The sequence below is a fragment of the Pelagibius sp. Alg239-R121 genome, assembly GCF_947331435.1.
Taxonomy (GTDB): domain Bacteria; phylum Pseudomonadota; class Alphaproteobacteria; order Kiloniellales; family Kiloniellaceae; genus Denitrobaculum.
Window position 1 is genome coordinate 1,370,238 of sequence record NZ_CAMZOF010000001.1, and the last position, 20,204, is coordinate 1,390,441.

The 20,204-nt window shown below is 56.9% G+C and carries 18 protein-coding genes; 10 read left to right on the plus strand and 8 right to left on the minus strand.

Annotated elements, in window-relative coordinates; genetic code table 11:
• Nucleotide 1 precedes the first annotated feature (1 nt).
• The 3 genes from sucD to QMZ18_RS06140 form a co-directional block, all read right to left on the minus strand.
• Nucleotides 2-892 (minus strand): succinate--CoA ligase subunit alpha, encoded by an 891-nt coding sequence (gene sucD, locus QMZ18_RS06130; RefSeq protein WP_282605339.1) that lies wholly within the window; start codon nt 890-892, stop codon nt 2-4.
• Complete coding sequence (locus tag QMZ18_RS06135; RefSeq protein ID WP_282605340.1) at nt 889-2,088, minus strand: malate--CoA ligase subunit beta; 1,200 nt, start codon at nt 2,086-2,088, stop codon at nt 889-891. The genes sucD and QMZ18_RS06135 overlap by 4 nt, the downstream gene beginning before the upstream one ends.
• A 102-nt stretch (nt 2,089-2,190) precedes the next feature.
• Entirely contained in the window at nt 2,191-3,399 is a 1,209-nt protein-coding gene (locus QMZ18_RS06140) for an aminotransferase class V-fold PLP-dependent enzyme (protein WP_282605341.1), read from the minus strand.
• Between the two features lie 271 nt (nt 3,400-3,670).
• On the opposite strand from QMZ18_RS06140, the gene QMZ18_RS06145 reads away from it, so the two are divergent.
• The 4 genes from QMZ18_RS06145 (at nt 3,671) to hpaR (ending at nt 7,662) form a co-directional block, all read left to right on the plus strand.
• Nucleotides 3,671-4,351 carry a response regulator transcription factor gene (locus QMZ18_RS06145; protein ID WP_282605342.1) on the plus strand — a complete coding sequence of 227 codons (681 nt, stop codon included), beginning with the start codon at nt 3,671-3,673 and terminating at the stop codon, nt 4,349-4,351.
• A 126-nt stretch (nt 4,352-4,477) separates the two neighbouring features.
• Entirely contained in the window at nt 4,478-5,455 is a 978-nt protein-coding gene (locus QMZ18_RS06150; protein ID WP_282605343.1) for a CoA ester lyase, read from the plus strand.
• Between the two features lie 216 nt (nt 5,456-5,671).
• Entirely contained in the window at nt 5,672-7,111 is a 1,440-nt protein-coding gene (locus QMZ18_RS06155; protein WP_282605344.1) for an aldehyde dehydrogenase family protein, read from the plus strand.
• A 125-nt stretch (nt 7,112-7,236) separates the two neighbouring features.
• Nucleotides 7,237-7,662, plus strand: a complete 426-nt coding sequence (gene hpaR, locus QMZ18_RS06160; RefSeq protein WP_282605345.1) for a homoprotocatechuate degradation operon regulator HpaR — start codon at nt 7,237-7,239, stop codon at nt 7,660-7,662.
• Between the two features lie 22 nt (nt 7,663-7,684).
• Here the strand turns inward: hpaR and QMZ18_RS06165 are convergent, their stop codons facing one another.
• From QMZ18_RS06165 to dapA, 5 genes are all read right to left on the minus strand, one after another.
• Nucleotides 7,685-8,992 (minus strand): TRAP transporter large permease, encoded by a 1,308-nt coding sequence (locus QMZ18_RS06165; protein WP_322097142.1) that lies wholly within the window; start codon nt 8,990-8,992, stop codon nt 7,685-7,687.
• A 12-nt stretch (nt 8,993-9,004) separates the two neighbouring features.
• A complete protein-coding gene (locus tag QMZ18_RS06170) occupies nt 9,005-9,553 on the minus strand; it encodes a TRAP transporter small permease (protein ID WP_282605346.1) in 549 nt (182 codons plus the stop codon).
• Nucleotides 9,554-9,583: 30 nt separating this feature from the next.
• Nucleotides 9,584-10,621, minus strand: a complete 1,038-nt coding sequence (locus QMZ18_RS06175; protein ID WP_282605347.1) for a TRAP transporter substrate-binding protein — start codon at nt 10,619-10,621, stop codon at nt 9,584-9,586.
• Nucleotides 10,622-10,885: 264 nt separating this feature from the next.
• Complete coding sequence (locus tag QMZ18_RS06180) at nt 10,886-11,752, minus strand: fumarylacetoacetate hydrolase family protein (protein ID WP_282605348.1); 867 nt, start codon at nt 11,750-11,752, stop codon at nt 10,886-10,888.
• A 75-nt stretch (nt 11,753-11,827) separates the two neighbouring features.
• Nucleotides 11,828-12,727, minus strand: a complete 900-nt coding sequence (dapA, locus tag QMZ18_RS06185; protein ID WP_282605349.1) for a 4-hydroxy-tetrahydrodipicolinate synthase — start codon at nt 12,725-12,727, stop codon at nt 11,828-11,830.
• A 154-nt stretch (nt 12,728-12,881) separates the two neighbouring features.
• On the opposite strand from dapA, the gene QMZ18_RS06190 reads away from it, so the two are divergent.
• The 6 genes from QMZ18_RS06190 (at nt 12,882) to QMZ18_RS06215 (ending at nt 20,195) form a co-directional block, all read left to right on the plus strand.
• Entirely contained in the window at nt 12,882-13,271 is a 390-nt protein-coding gene (locus QMZ18_RS06190) for a 5-carboxymethyl-2-hydroxymuconate Delta-isomerase (RefSeq protein WP_282605350.1), read from the plus strand.
• 22 nt (nt 13,272-13,293) lie between these two features.
• A complete protein-coding gene (gene hpaE / locus QMZ18_RS06195; RefSeq protein WP_282605351.1) occupies nt 13,294-14,811 on the plus strand; it encodes a 5-carboxymethyl-2-hydroxymuconate semialdehyde dehydrogenase in 1,518 nt (505 codons plus the stop codon).
• Nucleotides 14,812-14,832: 21 nt separating this feature from the next.
• The gene (hpaD, locus tag QMZ18_RS06200; RefSeq protein WP_282605352.1) at nt 14,833-15,678 is read left to right on the plus strand and encodes a 3,4-dihydroxyphenylacetate 2,3-dioxygenase; all 846 of its coding nucleotides are present in this window, start codon (nt 14,833-14,835) and stop codon (nt 15,676-15,678) included.
• Between the two features lie 129 nt (nt 15,679-15,807).
• Nucleotides 15,808-16,740: a hypothetical protein gene (locus QMZ18_RS06205; RefSeq protein WP_282605353.1), complete on the plus strand. Its 933-nt coding sequence runs from the start codon at nt 15,808-15,810 to the stop codon at nt 16,738-16,740.
• Nucleotides 16,741-17,474: 734 nt separating this feature from the next.
• Nucleotides 17,475-19,064 carry an ABC transporter substrate-binding protein gene (locus tag QMZ18_RS06210; RefSeq protein ID WP_282605354.1) on the plus strand — a complete coding sequence of 530 codons (1,590 nt, stop codon included), beginning with the start codon at nt 17,475-17,477 and terminating at the stop codon, nt 19,062-19,064.
• Nucleotides 19,065-19,178: 114 nt separating this feature from the next.
• Entirely contained in the window at nt 19,179-20,195 is a 1,017-nt protein-coding gene (locus tag QMZ18_RS06215) for an ABC transporter permease (RefSeq protein ID WP_282605355.1), read from the plus strand.
• Nucleotides 20,196-20,204: the final 9 nt, after the last annotated feature.

The window sequence follows — 20,204 nt, forward strand, 5'->3', positions numbered from 1 at the left end:
CTCACGCTGCTTTGGAAACCACACCTGCGATTGTAGAGCCGATCTGGGACGGGTCGGGAGCAATGGTGACGCCGACGTCCCGCAGGATCTCGACCTTTTCGCTGGCACTCTCGCCGAAGGCCGAGATAATGGCGCCGGCATGACCCATGGTGCGGCCCTTCGGTGCACTCAATCCCGCGACATAGGCAACGACGGGTTTCGTCATGTGGTCGCGGATGAACTCAGCGGCTTCGGCTTCCTGAGGGCCGCCGATTTCACCGATCATGGCGACCGCCGAGGTTTCCGGGTCTTCTTCGAAGAGGGCCAGGACATCCTTGAAGGAAGAACCATTGATCGGATCGCCACCGATGCCGACGCTGGTCGAAACACCGATACCCAATTCTTTCATCTGCGATGCGGCTTCGTAACCCAACGTCCCCGAACGTCCGACTACGCCGATGGAACCAGCCTGATATATGTGTCCGGGCATAATGCCGAGCAGTGCTTTACCTGGGCTGATGATGCCGGCGCAGTTCGGCCCGATCAGCTGCATGCGATTTTCGCGCTGATAACGGCGCATATAACGTTTTACGCGGATCATGTCCTGGGCTGGAATCCCGTCGGTGATGGCGGCGCAAAGCTTAATGCCAGAGTCTGCCGCTTCCATGATCGAGTCTGCGGCAAAGGGCGGTGGTACGAATACAATCGAGATTGACGCACCAGTCTGCTCTACCGCTTCCTTCATGGTGTCGTAGACCGGGACGCCGTGTACGTTCTCGCCGCCGCGGCCTGGTACGACGCCACCCACGACGTGGGTGCCGTAGTCGATCATTTCCTTGGCGTGAAAGCTGCCGATTTTTCCGGTGATGCCCTGGACGAGAACCGGCGTTGTGCGATCGATGAGGATGCTCATGATGAAGCCACCATCTTGACGTTGTGTTTGATATCGTTCTGCCAGGCTGAGACCGCGCGTTCTGCAGCTTCCTTCAGCGTTGCTGCACGAATGATCGGTAGACCGCTCTTTGACAGGATCTTGCGGCCTTCCTCGACATGGGTTCCCGCCAGGCGGACGATCACCGGCACGTTCACCGGGTTGGCCTCCAGAGCCTGGACGATGCCCTCGGCGACCCAGTCGCAGCGATTGATGCCGGCAAAGATGTTGACCAGAATGGCCTGAACGTCACCGTCGGACATCACCAAACGAAAGGCTTTGGCCACTCGTTCGGGGGAGGCGCCGCCGCCGATGTCCAGGAAGTTTGCCGGTTGGCCGCCCGCCAGTTCGATCATGTCCATGGTCGCCATGGCCAGCCCGGCTCCATTGACGATACAGCCGATTTTACCTTCCAGTCCGACGTAGCTCAGGCCCCTGTCGGCGGCCTGGGATTCACGCGGATCCTCCTGCGACTTGTCGCGCAATTCGGAGACGCTTGGGTGGCGGAACAAGGCATTGTCATCGAAGGTCATCTTGGCATCGAGCGCGACGATCGCGCCGTCAGCAGTCACGACCAGCGGGTTGACTTCCACCATGGTGGCATCCAGCTCACGAAAGGCGCGATAGCAGCCCTTAATGGTGCTCACCGCTTGCTGTATTTGTGCTGGCTTCAGACCCAGGCTAAAGGCGATCTCTCGAGCTTGGAAGTCCTGGATGCCCACGGCCGGTTCGACCACGGAACGGATAATGCTCTCGGGCTTTGTGGCGGAGATCTCTTCAATCTCCATGCCGCCGGCCGCAGAGGCGACAACCATCACGCGTTCGCTTTTGCGGTCCAGGACGAAGCCGAGATAAATCTCCTGCTCGATGGCAGCGGCACCTTCGACGTAGACCCGATAAACTACCTTGCCTTTCGGACCGGTCTGGTGCGTGACCAGCCGCTTGCCGAATAGCTCGTTGGCGGCGTCGTGAACTTCATGCTCGCTATTGCAGACCATGACGCCGCCGGCCTTGCCGCGGCCACCGGTGTGGACCTGTGCCTTGACGACCCAGCAGTCGCCGCCAATTTCCCGCGCCCGGTACGCGGCCTGCTCGGGGCTGTAGGCGAGGCCGCCGCGTGGCACTGGAACACCGAAACCGCTAAGGATTTCCTTGGCTTGATATTCGTGAATATCCATGACTTTTTAATCCCGCTTGGACTCTTGAAACCGCATTTGGCTGTCTAGAAGTGTTTCTCGTTCTTGATCGCTCCAACCAAGAACGATTGCATTCCAAGCCTGCTATTCGGCCGCAGCGCGCGTAATTGCCAGATCGGTGTAACCGTTGGCGGCTGTCCGGTAGTATTCCTGAGCCGCGGCAACACCGCTGCCGGCGACGATCGGCACGCCAAGGTCACGCATCGCCATTTCGGAACCGGCAAGGGCGGTCAGCAACATGACTTCGTTGAGGTCACCCAGATGGCCGATGCGAAATACCCGTCCGGCCACCTTCGAGAGACCTGCCCCCAGCGAAATGCCGTAGCGATGATAGGCGCGGGACAGAAGTTCTCCAGAGTCGTAGCCGTCGGGCAGGCAGATGGCGCTGACCGTATCGGAGTGCCATTTGGGTTCTTTGGCGCAGAGCCGGAGACTCCAGGCTTCGACGGCTTTGCGCACGCCTTCCGCCAGATAGTGATGCCGCGCAAAAACGTTTTCCAGTCCTTCATCCAGCAGCCGGTCGACCGAGCTGCGCAGGCCCCGGATCAGGGTCATCGGCGGGGTGTAGGGGAAGTAGCCCGTGTCGTTGGTCTGGATCATATCCTTGAAGTCGAAGTAGCAGCGCGCGAGGCCCGCCGTTTTCGAGGCTTCAAGGGCTTTTTCGCTGGCACACATAATGGCGAGCCCGGCCGGCAGCATGAAGCCCTTCTGAGATCCGGAGACTGCGACGTCGACGCCCCATTCGTCCATACGGAAATCGACGCTGGCAATGGAACTGACACCGTCGACGTAGAGCAGCGCAGGATGGCCGGCATCGTCCATCGCCTGGCGGACACCCGCGACATCGCTCTGGACGCCGGTCGCCGTTTCGTTCTGAGTGACCAGAACTGCCTTGATGGCGTGCTCTTTGTCGGCTTTGAGTTTCTCTGCGTAAATATCGAGCGGGACACCTTCTCCCCATTCAACGTCGACGATTTCGACGTCCAGGTTATGACGCTGGCAGAGATCGATCCAGAGATGGGAGAACTGACCGAAGCGGGAGGCGAGCACCTTGTCGCCGGGTTTCAGCGTGTTGGTGATCGCCGCCTCCCAGCCCCCGGTGCCGGATGCAGGGAATAGAAACACCCGGCCGGTATCGGTCTTGAAAATTTTCTTCAGGTCTGCGAAGAGCGGCAGGGTGAAGGCGGGCAGGTCGGGGGCACGATGGTCTTCCATGGGAACATCGATTGCCTTGCGAACCTGCTCGGGAACATTGGTCGGCCCCGGGACAAACAAGCCTATCGTACCTTGCATCGTTCAACTCCTCCCTCGTAAGATTTTTTCGGGCTGTTTTCTTTCGAAATGATCAGGTTGTCGAATTTGCCTGATTGCCCGAAATCAACGTGTAAGCTCCATTACGGCAATAACACCGCTGATTGTTCCGCTGCACAACACCCATAACTCCTGCTTTTGGATATCTATTAGAATAGGGGTTTTCCCACCCATTTAAGTGGTATTCTGCAAAATTCATCGCTATGATACCTACCCATTCAGGTGGTATTTGTTAAAATTGAAGGAAAGCATCGTGGATTCCGGCAAGAAAACGGCTGCAGCGATCGAAGTGGCGCTGGCCGACAGCAATTCGATCATGCTGTCGGCGCTGTCGGAATTTTTCGATCGGGATCCGCGTTTCAGCCTCGTGGCGACCGCCAGCACCGCCGAAGGATTTCTGGAGGCCGTGCTGCGGGTTCCGGTTGCGGTCGGGGTGATCGACTGGACCCTGCCAATGCTGGGTGGGGAAAAACTGATCGAGATCCTGCGGGCGCAGGTTTCGGCCCCTCGGGTCGTGGTTTACTCGCATGGCGAGGGGCGGGAGGTGCCGCGCCGTGCCATGGCCGCCGGGGCCGCCGGTTTTTGCGCCCGAAGCGAGTCGCCGGAGAACCTGCTGAACATCACCGCGGATGTCGCGAACGGACAGATGGTGTTCCCGTTCCTCGACGTTCGCGAGCTGCGGCAGGATCCGATGTACAGCCTGACCGAACGCGAACGCACGCTCCTGACGGCGCTGGCTCAGGGACGCACCAACAAGCAGCTGGCGCACGACTTCAGCATCTCGATCAACACGGTGAAATTTCACCTGCGGAATCTGTTCGAAAAGCTCTCGGTCAATAATCGGGCGCAGGCGATCGCTTTCTACTATTCGTCGATTGTTGGGCAGTCGTCACAGCTGCCTGAGATGCCTTCCGGCGGATCGAAAGACACCTGATCGGACGATGCGGAACGTCCTTTGTGGCGCGTATGGCGATATCTAATTTGCACTTGACAGCGAGCTCATTTCTCCCGTCCCCTCGCCGGCCTGTTTAAAACACCTTAGAAGCAGGACGCCAAAATCATGAGCTTTCATATCGTTGAACAAGCCCCCGCCCGGCTTAACAGAAGTGAACTCGCAGTTCCCGGAAGTCAGCCACAACTTTTTGAAAAAGCAGCGAAATCTGATGTAGATGTTGTCTTTCTTGATCTCGAGGATGCGGTTGCTCCCGACGACAAGGAACAGGCTCGAAAGAACATCATCGAAGCCCTCAACGACATCGACTGGGGCCGCAAGCTGATGTCGATTCGCATCAATGGACTCGATACTCACTATATGTATCGCGACGTCGTCGACGTGGTCGAACAGGCCGGTGAGAGACTCGATCTGATCATGATCCCGAAGGTTGGAACCGCCTCGGACGTCTATGCCATAGATATGATGGTTTCTCAAATAGAGGTTGCAAAGGGATATAAAAAACGCATCGGGTTCGAACACATTATCGAGACCGCTTTGGGGATGCAGAATGTGACCGAAATCGCGGCTGCCAGTAAGCGCAATGAGTCGCTGCATTTCGGGGTCGCGGACTATGCGGCTTCGACCCGGGCACGCACTACGATTATCGGCGGCGTCAATCCTGACTATGCGGTTCTGACGGACCCTGACGAAGCCGGTAACCGCGAGGTTCATTGGGGCGATATGTGGCACTATGCGCTGGCGCGTATGGTTGTGGCGGCGCGGGCAAACGGGCTGCGCCCGATTGATGGTCCCTTCGGTGATTTTTCCGATCCGGACGGCTATCGTGCCGCGGCAAAACGGGCCGCCGTTCTTGGCTGCGAAGGCAAGTGGGCAATCCATCCCTCTCAGGTCGACCTGGCCAACGAAGTGATGAGCCCAAGTGCCGAAGAGGTTGATCGGGCAAAGCGTATTCTGGTCGCCATGGCGGAAGCCGAAAAGGCCGGAAAAGGTGCGGTTTCGCTAGACGGCCGTCTGATCGACTACGCATCAATCCGCCAGGCTGAAGTCCTGGTGAAAAAAGCCGAGCAGATCGCCGCAAACTGACAATTTTCTGACGCGTAACGCCACGCGTAATAAGAAGGAATAGAGCTTCCCTGACCCAACCCGGTTGGGGAAGCAAAAACGGCTGCCTGCGGTTCGTCAGTTCTGGCGATTATTGGCCTTGCGCAGCAAGTCAGATTGGCGAAGATGTGGGCTAGAACAAGCACTCTAACCTACATTGTAACGTGCGGCTGCGGCCGGCTCGGGAGATAGGGAAACATGTTGAAGAAGACTGACTTTTATATAGACGGAAAGTGGGTTGCACCTGAGGTCGCGAAAGACTTCGAGGTGATCAATCCCGCCAACGAAACACCCTTCGCCACCATTTCACTCGGCTCGGAAGCGGACATTGATCTCGCTGTGGCTGCAGCACGCCGGGCCTTCGAGAGCTATAGCCAGACCAGCCGCGAGGAACGCGTGGCCCTGCTGGAGAAGCTTCTAGAAGTCTATGATCGCCGTGCCGGTGAAATGGCCGAGGCGATCTCCCACGAAATGGGCGCGCCCATCTCCATGGCCAATCATAGTCAGGCGGCCGCCGGTTCAGGTCACCTGCGAGCAACTCTTAAAGCGCTGAAAAACTTCGAGTTCGAACACGACTTCAACGATGCCGGCGAGCGTATCGTTCAAGAGCCGGTCGGTGTCTGCGGGCTGATTACACCGTGGAACTGGCCCATGAACCAGATTGCGCTCAAGGTCGCGCCTGCACTCGCGGTCGGCTGTACGGTGATCCTGAAGCCGAGTGAGATTGCCCCGATGTCGGGTATTCTCTTTGCCGAGATGATCGATGAAGCCGGTTTCCCGGCCGGCGTCTTTAATCTGGTGAACGGCGAAGGTGCCGTGGTCGGAGAGGCCATGTCGCGTCATCCGGATATCGACATGATGTCTTTCACCGGCTCTACGAGGGCTGGTTCCGCTGTCACCAAAGCGGCAGCGGACACGGTCAAGCGGGTGACGCTGGAGCTTGGCGGTAAATCACCTAATATCGTATTCGACGATGCGGATCTCAGTAAGGCGGTGAAAACCGGTGTCCTGCATTGTTTCAACAACACGGGTCAGTCCTGCAATGCGCCGACACGTATGCTGGTACAGCGTGATGTTTACGACAATGCCGTCGAGATCGCTGCTGAAGTGGGACAGAAGGTTCAGGTCGGTGACCCGTCGGAAGAAGGCCGGCACATTGGTCCGCTGGTCAGTTCCATGCAGTTCGACAAGGTGCAAGGCTTGATCGAAACCGCCATCGGCGAAGGCGCCCGCGTGGTGGTCGGTGGCGCCGGTCGTCCAGAAGGCCTTAATCGCGGCTATTATGTGCGACCGACGATCTTTGCGGACGTGAACAACGACATGACCATCGCTCGTGAGGAAGTCTTCGGGCCGGTCCTCTGCATGATCCCCTTCGATACGGAAGAAGAGGCGATCGGCATCGCCAATGACACCCCTTACGGTCTGGCGGCCTATGTGCAAAGCGGTAGCCCTGAGCGGGCGAACCGGGTTGCGCGCCGTCTGCGTGCCGGCATGGTTCAGATCAACGGTGCCCAGCGGGCGGCTGGCAGCCCCTTCGGTGGCTATAAGCAGTCGGGCAACGGCCGTGAAGGCGGAACCTACGGTCTTGAGGATTTCCTCGAGGTCAAGGCCGTCAGCGGCTATCAGGCAACGGCCTGAGGCCGACAGTTCACTTCGGTGAGAGAGGGGCGTGACGCAGCTGTTCATGCCCCTCTTTGCATTTTGCCGATCTGCAGAATACGCGTAAGTTTACACTTCTACATATTTAACGTGAGTCTCATGTCATGACCGCTTTGCGTTCCATCGAGCAGTCGCTACCGATCTCGTTGCTGAGGGCTCGTGAGGCGGTGATGGCACGATTCCGGCCTTTGATCACGGGTTACGGCCTGACCGAGCAACAGTGGCGCGTCATCCGCGCTCTCGCTGAAGCCGATGAGTTAAGCGCCACACAGCTTGCCGAAATCTGCTGCATTCTTCATCCAAGCCTGACCCGGATTTTCCGCACTCTAGAAAATAAAAAACTGATCAAGCGCCGCCGTTCCCGGGGCGACGGGCGCGTTGTCTCGGTTTCCCTGACGGAACAAGGTCGGGTCCTTTTCGAAGAAATCGCGCCGCAGTCCGAAAAACTCTACCGGCAGCTCGAGGCTGAACTTGGGCGCGACGAGATCGATCGTCTTTTAACCGCACTCAATCGTCTGCGGAACATCTGAGGGCAAACTCACGCACGCCTCTTCACGCGTAGAACAACCTGAGCAGCCCCAAGGTCACCACTGGAAAGGCGACCAGAACGACCACTCTGACCATATCCGATAACAGGAACGGAACCACACCCCGAAAAGTTTCCTTCATCGGCACATCGACGGCCATCTTATTGATGACGAAGACATTCATGCCGACCGGTGGCGTGATCAGTCCGACTTCAACTACGACCAAAGTGATGATTCCGAACCAGATTGCGGTCTCTTCCGGATTGAGGCCGAAGTCCAAGGCCATGACTACCGGAAAGAAGATCGGGATGGTTAGCAGGATCATGGAAAGTGCGTCCATGACGCAGCCCAGGAAGAAATACAGCACCAGAATCAGACTTAGGATCAGGAGGGGTGAAAGGCCACTGGTGGCGACCGCCTCGGCCAAGCTCTGCGGCAGATGTGTAAGCGCCAGGAAGGCGTTGAAGATGTCGGCACCCAACAGAATCAGATAGATCATTGCAGTGGAAACTGCAGCTCCGCGCAGAGCGTCGAGGAATTGGGGCATTTTGATGCCGTTGAAGACCGCAATGATCAGGGTCCCAATTACGCCGAAGGCGGCGGCTTCCGTTGGTGTAAAGACCCCGGCGTAGATTCCGCCGATGACCACGACGAAGAGGAGCAGAGCCGGAAGAGCTCTCAAGTAGGCGCGGCGCCGTTCGCTGCGGTCCGCCCGTTGGGCGGCGGGGCCCGCTTCGGGTACGAAGCGAACGAAGATGGCAATAGCGACGATATAGCCGACGGCGGCCAGAATACCCGGTATGAAGGCAGCCAAAAACATCTTTGCGATGTTTTGCTCGGTCAGGATGGCATAGATCACCAGGATGACCGAAGGCGGGATCAGGATGCCGAGTGTGCCGCCGGCCGCCAGCGCGCCGGTGGCCAGGCTGCCGGAATAGTTGAAGCGTTTCATCTCAGGCAACGCCACCTGTCCCATGGTGGCTGCGGTGGCAAGCGATGAGCCGCAGATGGCGCCGAACATGGCGCAGCCGCCGATCGCAGCCATGGAAAGCCCGCCCCGCATATGACCAAGCATGCCGTTGGCGGCGTCGAACAGCGAGCGGCTGAGGCCGGAGTAGGTCGCCAGATGCCCCATCAGCAAAAAGAGCGGCACGACCGAGAGCGAGTACGACGACAGAAGATAGTAGGGGCTGGTCTTGAGGTAAGCCAGAAACGGCGTTAGGCCGTTCATCATGATGTAACCGCCGGCGCCGGCGACGAACATCGAAACGGCAATGGGAATACGCAGGAAGATCAGCAGAAGCATAACGCCGATCACCAAAGCACCGATCACCGGACCCTCCACTTAGAGATCCTCCGACCGCGTTGGGATTTCCGACTCCGGGCCCGACGCCACTCCTCCGGTGAGTGCGCTCCATGCGGTCATGAGGCCGGTCAAAGCCAGCAGTGCCATGGCAGGAACGATGAGGATGAACCCCCACCAGGTCTTCATGTGAAGAACCATGCTTTCGTCGTTGTATCGCTTCAGATCGGCAGCACCTTCAAACATCCGCCAGGCAAGGAGGGCGGCAACCAGGGCAATCAGAAGGCAACCCAACGCATCGAGCACGCGTTTGATTCCAGCCGGCAGTCCGTTTGTCACGATATCGACGATAACGTTGCCGTCGCGCAGCTGGCAGTAAGGAAGGAAGAGGGCAACGGCAACTGCGCAGCCGACCTGAACAATTTCGAAGTCGCCGGAGATCGGCCGGTTTAGAAAGTAACGGCCCAGAACACTGACGACGGTGGTCACGGCGATCGTCACCATGATGATCCCGCCGAGGACTGCGAGAAGACGGCAGCTCTCGCGTATGAAAGCTGCCGTCGTCCGTCCGGCCTTTTGAATTTGAGACACCTCAGAGGATCCGTTCGCTGCCCTAAGGTTCTACTGGCTGTATTTTTCGATCAGCCCGTTGGCGTCGTCGTACAAAGCCTGACCGTCGTGACCGGCGGCGGTCAGGTCGGCGATCCAGGTGTCGATGACGGGTTGCGTGATTTCCTTGATTTTTGCGACTTCGGAATCGGCAAGCTCGACGATGGTGTTGCCGCGTTCACGGGATTTGTTCTCGCCGGGAACTTCGACCTTGTCCCAGACCGCACCCATGCGTTGCGCCAATGCCATGCCTGAGTTGTCGTCGATAACCTTTTTCAGATCATCGGGCAGACCGTCGTATTTTGCCTTGTTCATCGCGAAGATGAAGACCGAGGTGTACATGCCGCGCGGCGAGGTCATTTCGGCGTGGTTCGGCGCCAGTTCGAAGATTTTCAGCGGCAAGACCACTTCCCAGGGAAAGACCGTACCGTCCACCACGCCTTTGGAAAGGGCTTCCGGCAACGCGGGCGCGGGCATAAAGATGGGAGAGGCGCCCAGGGCATCCAGGGCAGAGCCGATCAGCCGGTTCGGCGCGCGCAGCTTCAGACCATCAAAGTCGGCGACTGTTTTTATCGGTGCTGCGCGGGTGTGGAACGATCCGCGGGCGTGCACGTGGAAAAACAGGGGGTGGACCTCGCCGAATTCCGCCTTGGCATGCTTCCCGTAGTATTCCTGAACGGCCTGCGACGTCGCTTCGGCGTTGGTCACCATGAAGGGCAACTCAAAGGCGGAAATGACCGGATAGCGTCCGGCCGTGTAACCGGGAAGAGTCCAGACCACGTCGACGATACCGTCGCGAACCTGATCGATCAGCTGCGGAGGTTTGCCGCCGAGCTGCATGGCGGGATAGACCTCGACCTTGATGCGACCGTCGGATTGCTTCTCGACGGCTTCCGCCCAAGGCATTGCCAGTTTGGTGTGGGCAGGTGCTTTCGGTGATAAAAAGTGATGGACCTTGAGTGTCACCTCTTGCGCCGAAGCCCCAGCCGTAAAGGCAAAGCCTGCCAGCAGGGCCACCGCAGAGGCGAGTCCTCTGATACTTGTTCTCATCCCTGATTTCCTCCCTGAGAGTCTGATCGCTTTCACTGGTTCAGTTAAAGCGTAAATCAGCCTCTCCATCTTATGGTTAGAGTGTACGTTTTAAGCTGTTCGTCTTAATGCGAGACTTGTTTGCATTGACGCGGGCTTGCCGCATCTGATGATAGGTTTTTAGTCCGTATCCTGTCCAATTATCGGACAGATCTTGACCGCATGCCAAATGAATATCTTTACCGCTAAAATAACCTAACTCTTATTCTCTGCGGTTATCACTGGTCAGGCCATAGATTCCTTGCGGACCGGGTTCGACAAAGAGCCGACGCCTCCCACCGTCACTTCGACGACGTCTCCTTCGCGTAGCCATTTCGGAGGATCGAACCTTGCGCCAGCGCCGGTCGGTGTTCCCGTCGCGATCAGATCACCGGGCAGCAGAGTTGCGAAGGTCGAGAGATACTCGATCAATCTTGCGATCGGAAAAGCCATTGAGGCGGTGGTATCCTGTTGACGCAGCTCGCCGTTAACTGTGGTTTGGATCTTGATGTCGGTAAGGTCGATGGCTGAGAGGTCAGTCTCAATCCAGGGACCGATGGCGCCCGACCGGTCGAAGTTCTTGCCCTGGGTCACGTTAAACTTGCTGTGTCGCAGCCAGTCCCGGACTGAGCCTTCGTTCATGATGGTCAGGCCCGCGATGTGCGATAGCGCATCGGCTTGCGGGATCCGGCGGCCCTGTTTGCCAATGACCAGGACGATCTCGCCCTCGTAATCCAGTTGCTCCGATTCTGGCGGAATTTCAAGCGCTTCCCCCTGCGCAACGAAGGACATGGGGTTACGCATAAAAACGCTGGGGTTCGTCGGTGCCGCTGAGTTATCCCGATATTCGTCGTTGCGGTTCATGTAGTTGACGCCGATACAGAAGATCTTGATCGGGTCGGGGACCGGCAGTGCGAGCGTCACATCTTCAAGGGTCAGTGTTGCTTCGTTGTCTCTTGCGAGGGCTTCCGCCTCTGCCAGACGGCCTTCGCTCAAGAGGCCACGCACACCTTGATGGCGTAAGTTCATCTTGTCTGCAAGTTCGACGATGCCGTCGGCAGTGACAGCGCCAAAACCTTGCTGTCCTTGACGATGATAGGTGATCAGCTTCATGGCGGATTCCTCAAGTAAGCAGAGTCTCAGTGTAAATCTGGCTCTTTGTCAGTCCGGCCCTATATCAATCCGGCCCTATATCAATCCGGCGCGCGTCAGTACACCGTCCAGCCGTTTCTCTAGCGCCTTATCTGCGGGCACCAGAGGCAGGCGATGCTCGTTCTCCGGCAAGACCCCCATCCGCTTCATCATATACTTCATGGGGATCGGATTGATGTCGTAGAAGATCGCTTTGTTGATCTCGAAAAGCTGCCGATGCAGACGACGGCCTTCGAAGAGATCGCCTTTCCAAACCGCTTCGCAAAGATCGGCGAGGACACGCGGTGCCAGATTGCCAACCGCGTTCATCAGGCCGCATGCGCCCACAGCCATCATCGGGAAGCTGAGTTCCTCCAGGCCGACGAAAAAGCGGAAATCGTCGCCGACGGCTTCGAATACGTCTGTCACGTAGCCCAGATCCAGCGAGGCGTGCTTCATGCCGACGAAGTTGGGGCAAAGCCGGTGGAGTTCCTCGACTGTGGCAAGTTTCATGTCAACGGCGGCGCGGCCCGGGATGTGATACACCATCCAGGGCGTATTGTGATCACGGGTCAGCGCTTCGTAGTAGGCGACCATGCCGCGCTGTGGCGGCCGTGAATAGTATGGTGTGACGATGAGCAAGGCGTCAGCACCCGCCTTGACCGCATGCTTTGTCAACGCGTCGGTTTCGGCGAAGGATTGTGAGCCGGAGGCGACGGCGACAGTTACCTTGCCGGCCGCGGCTTCCATGGCGACGTCGACAATCTTGTTGCGTTCAGCGACTGAAAGCGAGGCCGGTTCCGAGGTCGTGCCGTTGACCAGAATGCCATGCGAGCCCTGCGCGATCTGAAATTCAACCAGACTTGCATAGGCGTCGTAGTCGACTTCGTTGTTCCGGAACGGCGTGATGAGCGGCGGGATCGATCCACGCAAAAAATCATCCGGTAGTCTGGACACGAAAACCTCCATTTTGGATGTGACCGATTTCGGCCTGCTGTCACGCGAAACCAATCGCGTTGCGTTTCTGAGTTCAGATCATAATAAGCATTGAATTATTTAACAAGTTAAATTAATATCTGAAACAACATCACACGTTATGGGAAGCAAGACAGTGCCCCATTTTACCATCGAATACTCGGCAAACCTGGATGATCGCATTGATTTTTCGACCTTTTGTGAAGCCTTGCGTGGTGCCGCAGTGGCGACGGGCGTCTTTCCCCTGGGCGGTATTCGTATCCGGGCGTTGAAATGTGCCGACTATGCCATTGCCGATGCGGCGGAGGAGAACGCCTTCGTCGATATAAGCCTGCGCATGGGCAGAGGGCGTGACCTGGAAACCCGGCGGCAGGCAGGGCAGGTGGTTTTTGACGCGGCTGACGCCTATTTAGGTGATCTGTTTGACGACATTCCCCTGGCGCTTTCGTTTGAAGTGCGCGAGATCGATCCGGATCTGAGCTTTAAGAAAAATTCGATCCACCAGCGCCTTAAGGCGCACGAGTAAAAAACGGACACGGCGGGAAACGATGAACGATCTTGAAAACAACCTGCGCAAACTTGAAGGCTATCTGACGAATCTCAAATGCGATGGCGTCTTGAATCACATCGATGGCGAGGCCGTTCACGGCAGTGGTGGCGAGTTCTTTGCAACGGAGAGTCCCGTCGACTTGAGTGAGATTTGCCAGGTTGCCAAAGGCGGTTCAGAGGATATCGATCGCGCCGCCGCCGCCGCCAAGGCAGCCTTTCCGGCGTGGCGGGATATGGACCCGGCCAAGCGCAAGGCCATTTTGCATAAGATTGCCGATGCGATCGTCGCACGGGCCGAGGAAATCGCGCTACTGGAATCCTGGGATACGGGGCAGGCCATCCGCTTTATGAGCAAGGCGGCGATCCGAGGGGCGGAAAATTTCCGGTTCTTTGCTGACCGGGCACCCGAAGCCTGTGACGGACGTTCGATGCCGAGCGCCAACCATGTCAACATTTCCGGCCGCAGGCCCATTGGCCCGGTCGGGGTTATCACACCCTGGAACACGCCCTTTATGCTCTCGACCTGGAAGATTGCGCCGGCGCTCGCTGCCGGTTGCACGGTGGTTCACAAGCCTGCTGAATGGAGCCCGGTCACCGCGCGCCTGCTGGTCGAGATTGCCGAAGAGGCCGGCTTGCCGAAAGGCGTTTGGAATGTCGTGAACGGTTTTGGCGAGGATGCAGGTAAAGCGCTGACCGAGCATCCCGACATCAAGGCGATCGCGTTTGTGGGCGAGTCCTCGACCGGCTCCGCCATTATGCGTCAGGGCGCTGAAACTCTGAAGCGGGTTCATTTCGAGTTGGGCGGCAAGAACCCGGTCGTCGTGTTCGAAGATGCTGATCTGGACAGGGCGCTCGACGCCGCGGTTTTCATGATTTACAGCCTGAACGGTGAACGCTGTACCTCATCGAGCCGGTTGCTGGTTCAGCAGGGACTCTACGACGATTTCACGACCAGGCTGGCCGAGCGCGTGTCGCGTATTAAAGTTGGCCACCCACTGGATCCGGCAACCGAAGTGGGACCGCTGATCCACGCGCGTCACTTCGGAAAGGTGGTATCCTATTTTGACGTCGCAAGGGCTGAAGGGGCCAAGGTCGCGCAAGGAGGCGAACCCTTCGAAGGTCCCGGCGGCGGGCACTATGTTGCACCAACCCTGTTCACCGCCGCGAACAACGGGATGCGGATTGCACAGGAGGAGATCTTTGGGCCGGTTCTAACGGCCATTCCTTTTGCTGATGAGACAGAGGCTCTCGCCTTAGCCAACGCCACACGTTACGGTTTGGCCGGCTACGTCTGGACAAACGACCTTTCGAGGGCAATGCGCTTCTCCGATAGCCTGGATGCGGGGATGGTCTGGGTGAATTCTGAGAATGTACGCCATCTGCCAACACCATTCGGAGGTGTGAAGGATAGCGGGATCGGGCGCGACGGCGGCGACTACAGTTTCGACTTCTATATGGAAACCAAAAACATCGCCTTTGCGCGCGGCGACCATAAAATCCCCAAGTTGGGTGTTTGAAACAGGATAGGGAGCTTGAAAATGGGCGAACTCGTCCTGGCTGCTAAAATCACGCATGTGCCTTCGATCTGGATGTCGGAAACCATCGAGGCGCATCGTGGCATCCGCCAGTTTGCGATCGATGGCTTGAAGGAGTTGGGCCGCCGCGCGGAAGCGCGCGGTGTCGATACATTCGTGATCTGCGACACCCATTGGTTGGTCAATCAGGGCTTTCATCTCAGTGGTTCGAAAGAGCTCAAGGGCCGTTTCACCAGCAACGAACTGCCGCATATGCTGCATGGTATGGATTATGGCTATGAGGGTGATCCTGAACTGGGACGGGCGATCCAGGATGAAGCGCGCGCAGCCGGTATCCGGGCGATCTGCCATGAAGTCGAGGGTTTGAACGTCGAATACGGCACGCTCATTCCAATGCGTCACATGAACGGTTTCGGCGCCCGTGTGCTCTCCATTGCGGCCAATCAGTTCTCGACACCCGACGAGAATGCTGCCTTTGGTGCGTCGGTCCTGAAAGCCATCAAGCAAAGCGACCGGAAGGTTGGGTTTTTGGCGTCGGGGTCCTTCTCACACGCCTTTGCACCCAATGCCGTTTCCCAGGAATATTTGAACCAGATCACTGACGAGTTCTACAGGCAGGTCGATCTGCGGGTGCTGCAACTCTGGCAGGAAGGGGATATCCCTACCTTCCTCAAGATGCTGCCGACTTATGTGAAAAACTGTGTCGGCGAAGGAGCGATGGCTGATACTGCAATGCTCTTCGGCGTGCTCGGCTGGGATGCCTACCGGGGCAAGGGCGAACTGCTCTGCGACTACTTTCCGAGCAGCGGAACCGGACAGTGCATTGTAGAGTTTCCGGTCCAGGGCTGATCATTGCCATTCGTGAATTGCCGTTCAGCTCGATAACTTTCCATCATTCGAACAAATCGACAAAGCAACCCGGTTTCCTGTTATTCTATCGCCATTAATGACGATGATTTCGTAAATCGGAGAAGATTGATGGCTACCGAAAAGCTTTTGATTATTGGTATTCACGGGCTCGCCAACAAACCAAACAAAGCCACTCTTAAAGGTTGGTGGGAGCAGTCGATTAAAGAAGGCTTGAAAATCAATTGTGGTGAAGCTGCACCCAAGTTCGATTTCAAGATGGTTCACTGGGCGGGGCTGCTTTACAAAAACGCGCTGCACGATGACAAAAATTTCAACTTCGACAAGCTATACAATAATGAACCCTACATTACGGCAACACCGCGCCGACTGAAGGAATACAAGGACAGCTGGCGCGACGAACTGCGGCGCTACAGCCTTGGTGCCGGAGGATTTGTCCTCGACCAGGTAAAATCCCATTTTGGCGTCGACGCGGTCGCCAACTGGATTCTCGAAAAGACTTTGAAGGACCTTGCTTTCTATTATGACCCCAAGCGAAAGATCATAGATCGCAACAAGAAGGTCCGGACGGCACGTAAGGTGCTGATGGATGAGTTGAAAAGCGAACTTCAAGTTGCAAAGGGTCGCCGGACAATGCTGATTGCGCATTCGATGGGCAGCATCATTGCCTATGACGTGCTCCGAGACCTCGGCAGAACAAGAGGCAAGTTCGACATCGATCACTTCGTCACCATTGGTTCGCCGCTTGGGCTGCCGCATGTAAAATCGAATATCTATGAGGAGCGCAAGGGCTATTCGAAGATCCCAATCCGGACCCCCAGCCTGGTGTCGGCCAGTTGGGCTAATTACGCGGACCGCAAGGACCCTGTGGCTCTCGACAGCCACTTGAGTGACGACTACAAGCCCAACAAACGAGGTATCCAAGTCGCGGACGATCTGGTCTCGAACGACTATCTAAGTCCCGCGGGAGAATCGAACCACCACAAGTCATATGGTTATTTGCGTACGCCGGAGCTCTCCAAGCACATCGCCGACAAATTATAAGCCTCCGTCATATCGGTGCGGGGGAGCCGTTGGGTGGCGCTGAGAAAGCCTGACCAATGTTCGATGAGCATGAGAAAAAGGTGGATCAGCCCCTCGTTCGTATGGCCCCTCGTTCGTATGGCCCCTCGTTCGTATGGATTGAGGGCAATTCGCCTTATTGACTGCTTCTGCCACGGCTGAGCGCGCTCCAAGTCCGACCCATCAGAGATTCTTTGCTCGCGTTTGAATGGTAAGTGTTTCTTGTTTGCAAACAAATAGTAACCAGTCCGCAAAGCTGGCTGTCTCTTTGCCGAATACGACATCACTTGACGTTTTTGTGATCTCGTTTCATCTCTTTAACTTCCTGTTTTGACCTGACGACAGGCGAATTTCGAGGTTCGTTGTGCGCGTATCCCTGGTATGACGAGTGTTTGTTGCCGTCTACTGTCAACTGACTTGTGCTTCGGCTGTTTCGGGTAGAAAATCGGATGGAATTCAACTGGTCGCCGCTTGATTGAAGCCAAAATCCGCCCAAGAAACAGCTAGCAGCAGGTTGAAATCAGGTGTTGTTTCAGCGTGCAAGTATCGGGTATGGCCAGCATTCGCATTATCTATTCGACAGATCGGTAATATGAAATCAGACTACGATTGTTCGCGGAGATAAAATTCGTTTGTCGCTTTTGGAACAGCGGTCCAATGAAGGGGACTGCATAGATATCGGTTAGAAAAGAACATAAAAGCAGGGAGAAGCTACAATGACAGATGAACTTAAAGACCTAGGAATGCTGGTTGCGCGCGGTCAGGTCAGCCGCCGCGATTTTCTGGGACGGGCGGCCGCACTCGGTTTAGCCGCACCTCTGGCCACGAGTCTGCTGTCCTCGACGGTACTTGCCGCCGGACCAAACAAGGGCGGCCACATGAAACTGGGCATGAACGGTGGAACCTCTGCCGACAGCCTGGACCCCGCTACCTTTGCCAGTTCGATACCTTTTACCTTTGGACGCGTCTGGGGTGAAACCCTCACGGAAACCAGCCCCGTTGACGGTTCGCCCGTGCCTGTTCTCGCCGAATCCTGGGAAGCTTCGCCTGATGCGAAGAGCTGGCGCTTCAAGATTCGCAAGGGTGTGACCTTCCACAACGGCAAGGAAATGACGGCCGACGATGTCGTTGCTACGCTGCTGCGTCATTCGGATGACGACGCCAAATCCGGCGCCCTTGGTGTGATGAAAACCATCCAGGGCATCAAGAAGGATGGTGATGACGGCGTCTTGGTTACGTTGGATTCGGGCAATGCCGATCTTCCCTACATGCTGTCGGATTATCACCTGATCATTCAGCCGGGCGGTGGTGTTGAAGAGCCCGCTGCCGGTATCGGAACCGGGCCTTACAAGGTCAGCGTGAACGAGCCTGGCGTGCGTTACGCCGCTGAGCGCCACGAAGGCCATTGGCGTGAAGGTGTCGGTCATGCCGACTCCGTTGAAATTCTTGTCATCAACGATCTGACTGCACGTATGGCCGCCCTGACTTCCGGGCAGGTGCATATGATCAACCGGGTCGATCCCAAGACGATCGGACTGCTGAAGCGCGCGCCGACGGTTTCGATCGAAAATACCGCAGGCCGCGGCCATTACGTCTTTATCATGCATACCGATAAAGAACCCTTCTTGAACACGGATCTGCGTCTGGCGTTGAAGCACGCCATGAACCGCGAACAGATGGTCGAACAGATCCTGCGTGGCTATGGTACGGTTGGTAACGATTTCCCAATCAACGCTGCCTACGCGAACTTCTCGGACGATATCCCGCAGCGGACCTTTGATCCGGATAAGGCGAAGTTCCATTTCAAGAAATCGGGCCACGACGGTGCGGTTCTCTTGCGGACATCCAACGCCGCCTTCAACGGCGCTGAGGATGCTGCGGTTCTGTTCCAGCAATCTTGTTCGCAGGCCGGCATTCAGATCGAAATCAAGCGCGAGCCGGCCGATGGATATTGGTCCAATGTATGGAATGTACAGCCATTCTGTACTTCCTATTGGGGCGGGCGTCCGACCCAGGATCAGATGTATTCGGTGGCCTATCAGACCGGTGCAGACTGGAACGACACCAAGTGGAGCCGTCCAGCCTTCGACGAACTGCTGGTTGCCGCCCGTGCTGAACTCGACGAAGCGCGCCGCAAGGAGCTCTATCGCGAAATGGCACTGATGGTTCGTGACGACGGTGGTCTGATTCTGCCGATGTTCAATGACTTCATCGCGGCCGTCTCTAAGAAGGTCGGTGGATACGTGCACGATGCGGGCGGCGAAATGTCGAACGGTTTCGCGCCTATCAGAGCCTGGTTGGCCTGACGACTCTGTGAGAGCGGGCGGTCCTTCTTGGACCGCCCGTTTCAATCTGGGCCGTGGTGACATTTTTCTGCAGCCCTACGATGATTTTCAATCACAGAGCTCCGGAAATAAACCATGTCCAATGCAAGTACCAGCCCGCCGGCCAGCAAAGGCTCGGCAGGAGGCTTTTTCAGTAGCAATCCTCTACTGGCTTTGATCCTTCAACGAATTTTCCTCGGATTCATCCTTCTTCTCGCTATTTCGGCTCTGCTTTTTATCGGTATCGAGGTTCTGCCCGGCGATTTTGCGCAGGCTTATCTCGGCCAATCGGCCACTCCTGAAGCCATTGCGAATATCCGTAAAGAACTGGGCCTGGATGCCCCGCTGCTGGAGCGTTATTTCGGCTGGCTTGGCGGCGTCCTGCAAGGCGACTTCGGAACCTCATGGGCCAACAAGGCCAGCGTGTCTGAGCAAATCGGCAAGCGCCTGGGCAACACACTATTCCTCGCATTCTGGGCCGCCGTCGTGTCGGTCCCGCTTGCAATCGGCCTGGGCATGATCGCGGTGCACTATCGCAACCGCTTCATCGACCGGCTGATAAACGTGATCTCCCTGGCAGCAATATCGCTTCCGGAGTTTTTCACAGGCTATCTCCTGATCCTATTCTTTGCGGTCAACTGGGGGATCGCGATTTTCCCTTCCACGGTTTTCGCGGATATGTCATTCGGTGATCGCTTGGCGGCCATTGCCTTGCCTTGTGCAACACTGGTTCTTGTCGTGCTCGCGCATATGATGCGCATGACCCGGGCGGCGATCCTGAACATCATGTCCTCGGCCTATATCGAAACCGCCGAGTTGAAGGGGCTGGATGCCTTCCGGATCATTGCCAAGCATGCGGCACCCAACGCTATCGCGCCGATCATCAACGTGGTGGCGTTAAACCTTGCTTATCTGGTTGTGGGCGTCGTCGTGGTCGAAGTGATCTTCGTCTATCCGGGCATGGGGCAGTACCTTGTGGATGCAGTGACGATCCGCGACATGCCGGTGGTGCAGGCTTGCGGCCTGGTGTTTGCAGCGGTCTATATCATCCTGAATATGCTTGCTGACGTGTTGGGTATCCTTGCGAACCCGCGTTTGCGGCATCCGAAGTGAGGGCATGGC

Bases quoted from the DNA above. Each gene is read 5' to 3' on its own strand.
- sucD (WP_282605339.1), bottom strand. From the start codon at position 892: ATGAGCATCCTCATCGATCGCACAACGCCGGTTCTCGTCCAGGGCATC.
- QMZ18_RS06135 (WP_282605340.1), bottom strand. From the start codon at position 2,088: ATGGATATTCACGAATATCAAGCCAAGGAAATCCTTAGCGGTTTCGGT.
- QMZ18_RS06140 (WP_282605341.1), bottom strand. From the start codon at position 3,399: ATGCAAGGTACGATAGGCTTGTTTGTCCCGGGGCCGACCAATGTTCCC.
- QMZ18_RS06150 (WP_282605343.1), top strand. From the start codon at position 4,478: ATGAGCTTTCATATCGTTGAACAAGCCCCCGCCCGGCTTAACAGAAGT.
- QMZ18_RS06155 (WP_282605344.1), top strand. From the start codon at position 5,672: ATGTTGAAGAAGACTGACTTTTATATAGACGGAAAGTGGGTTGCACCT.
- hpaR (WP_282605345.1), top strand. From the start codon at position 7,237: ATGACCGCTTTGCGTTCCATCGAGCAGTCGCTACCGATCTCGTTGCTG.
- QMZ18_RS06175 (WP_282605347.1), bottom strand. From the start codon at position 10,621: ATGAGAACAAGTATCAGAGGACTCGCCTCTGCGGTGGCCCTGCTGGCA.
- QMZ18_RS06180 (WP_282605348.1), bottom strand. From the start codon at position 11,752: ATGAAGCTGATCACCTATCATCGTCAAGGACAGCAAGGTTTTGGCGCT.
- hpaE (WP_282605351.1), top strand. From the start codon at position 13,294: ATGAACGATCTTGAAAACAACCTGCGCAAACTTGAAGGCTATCTGACG.
- hpaD (WP_282605352.1), top strand. From the start codon at position 14,833: ATGGGCGAACTCGTCCTGGCTGCTAAAATCACGCATGTGCCTTCGATC.
- QMZ18_RS06205 (WP_282605353.1), top strand. From the start codon at position 15,808: ATGGCTACCGAAAAGCTTTTGATTATTGGTATTCACGGGCTCGCCAAC.
- QMZ18_RS06210 (WP_282605354.1), top strand. From the start codon at position 17,475: ATGACAGATGAACTTAAAGACCTAGGAATGCTGGTTGCGCGCGGTCAG.
- QMZ18_RS06215 (WP_282605355.1), top strand. From the start codon at position 19,179: ATGTCCAATGCAAGTACCAGCCCGCCGGCCAGCAAAGGCTCGGCAGGA.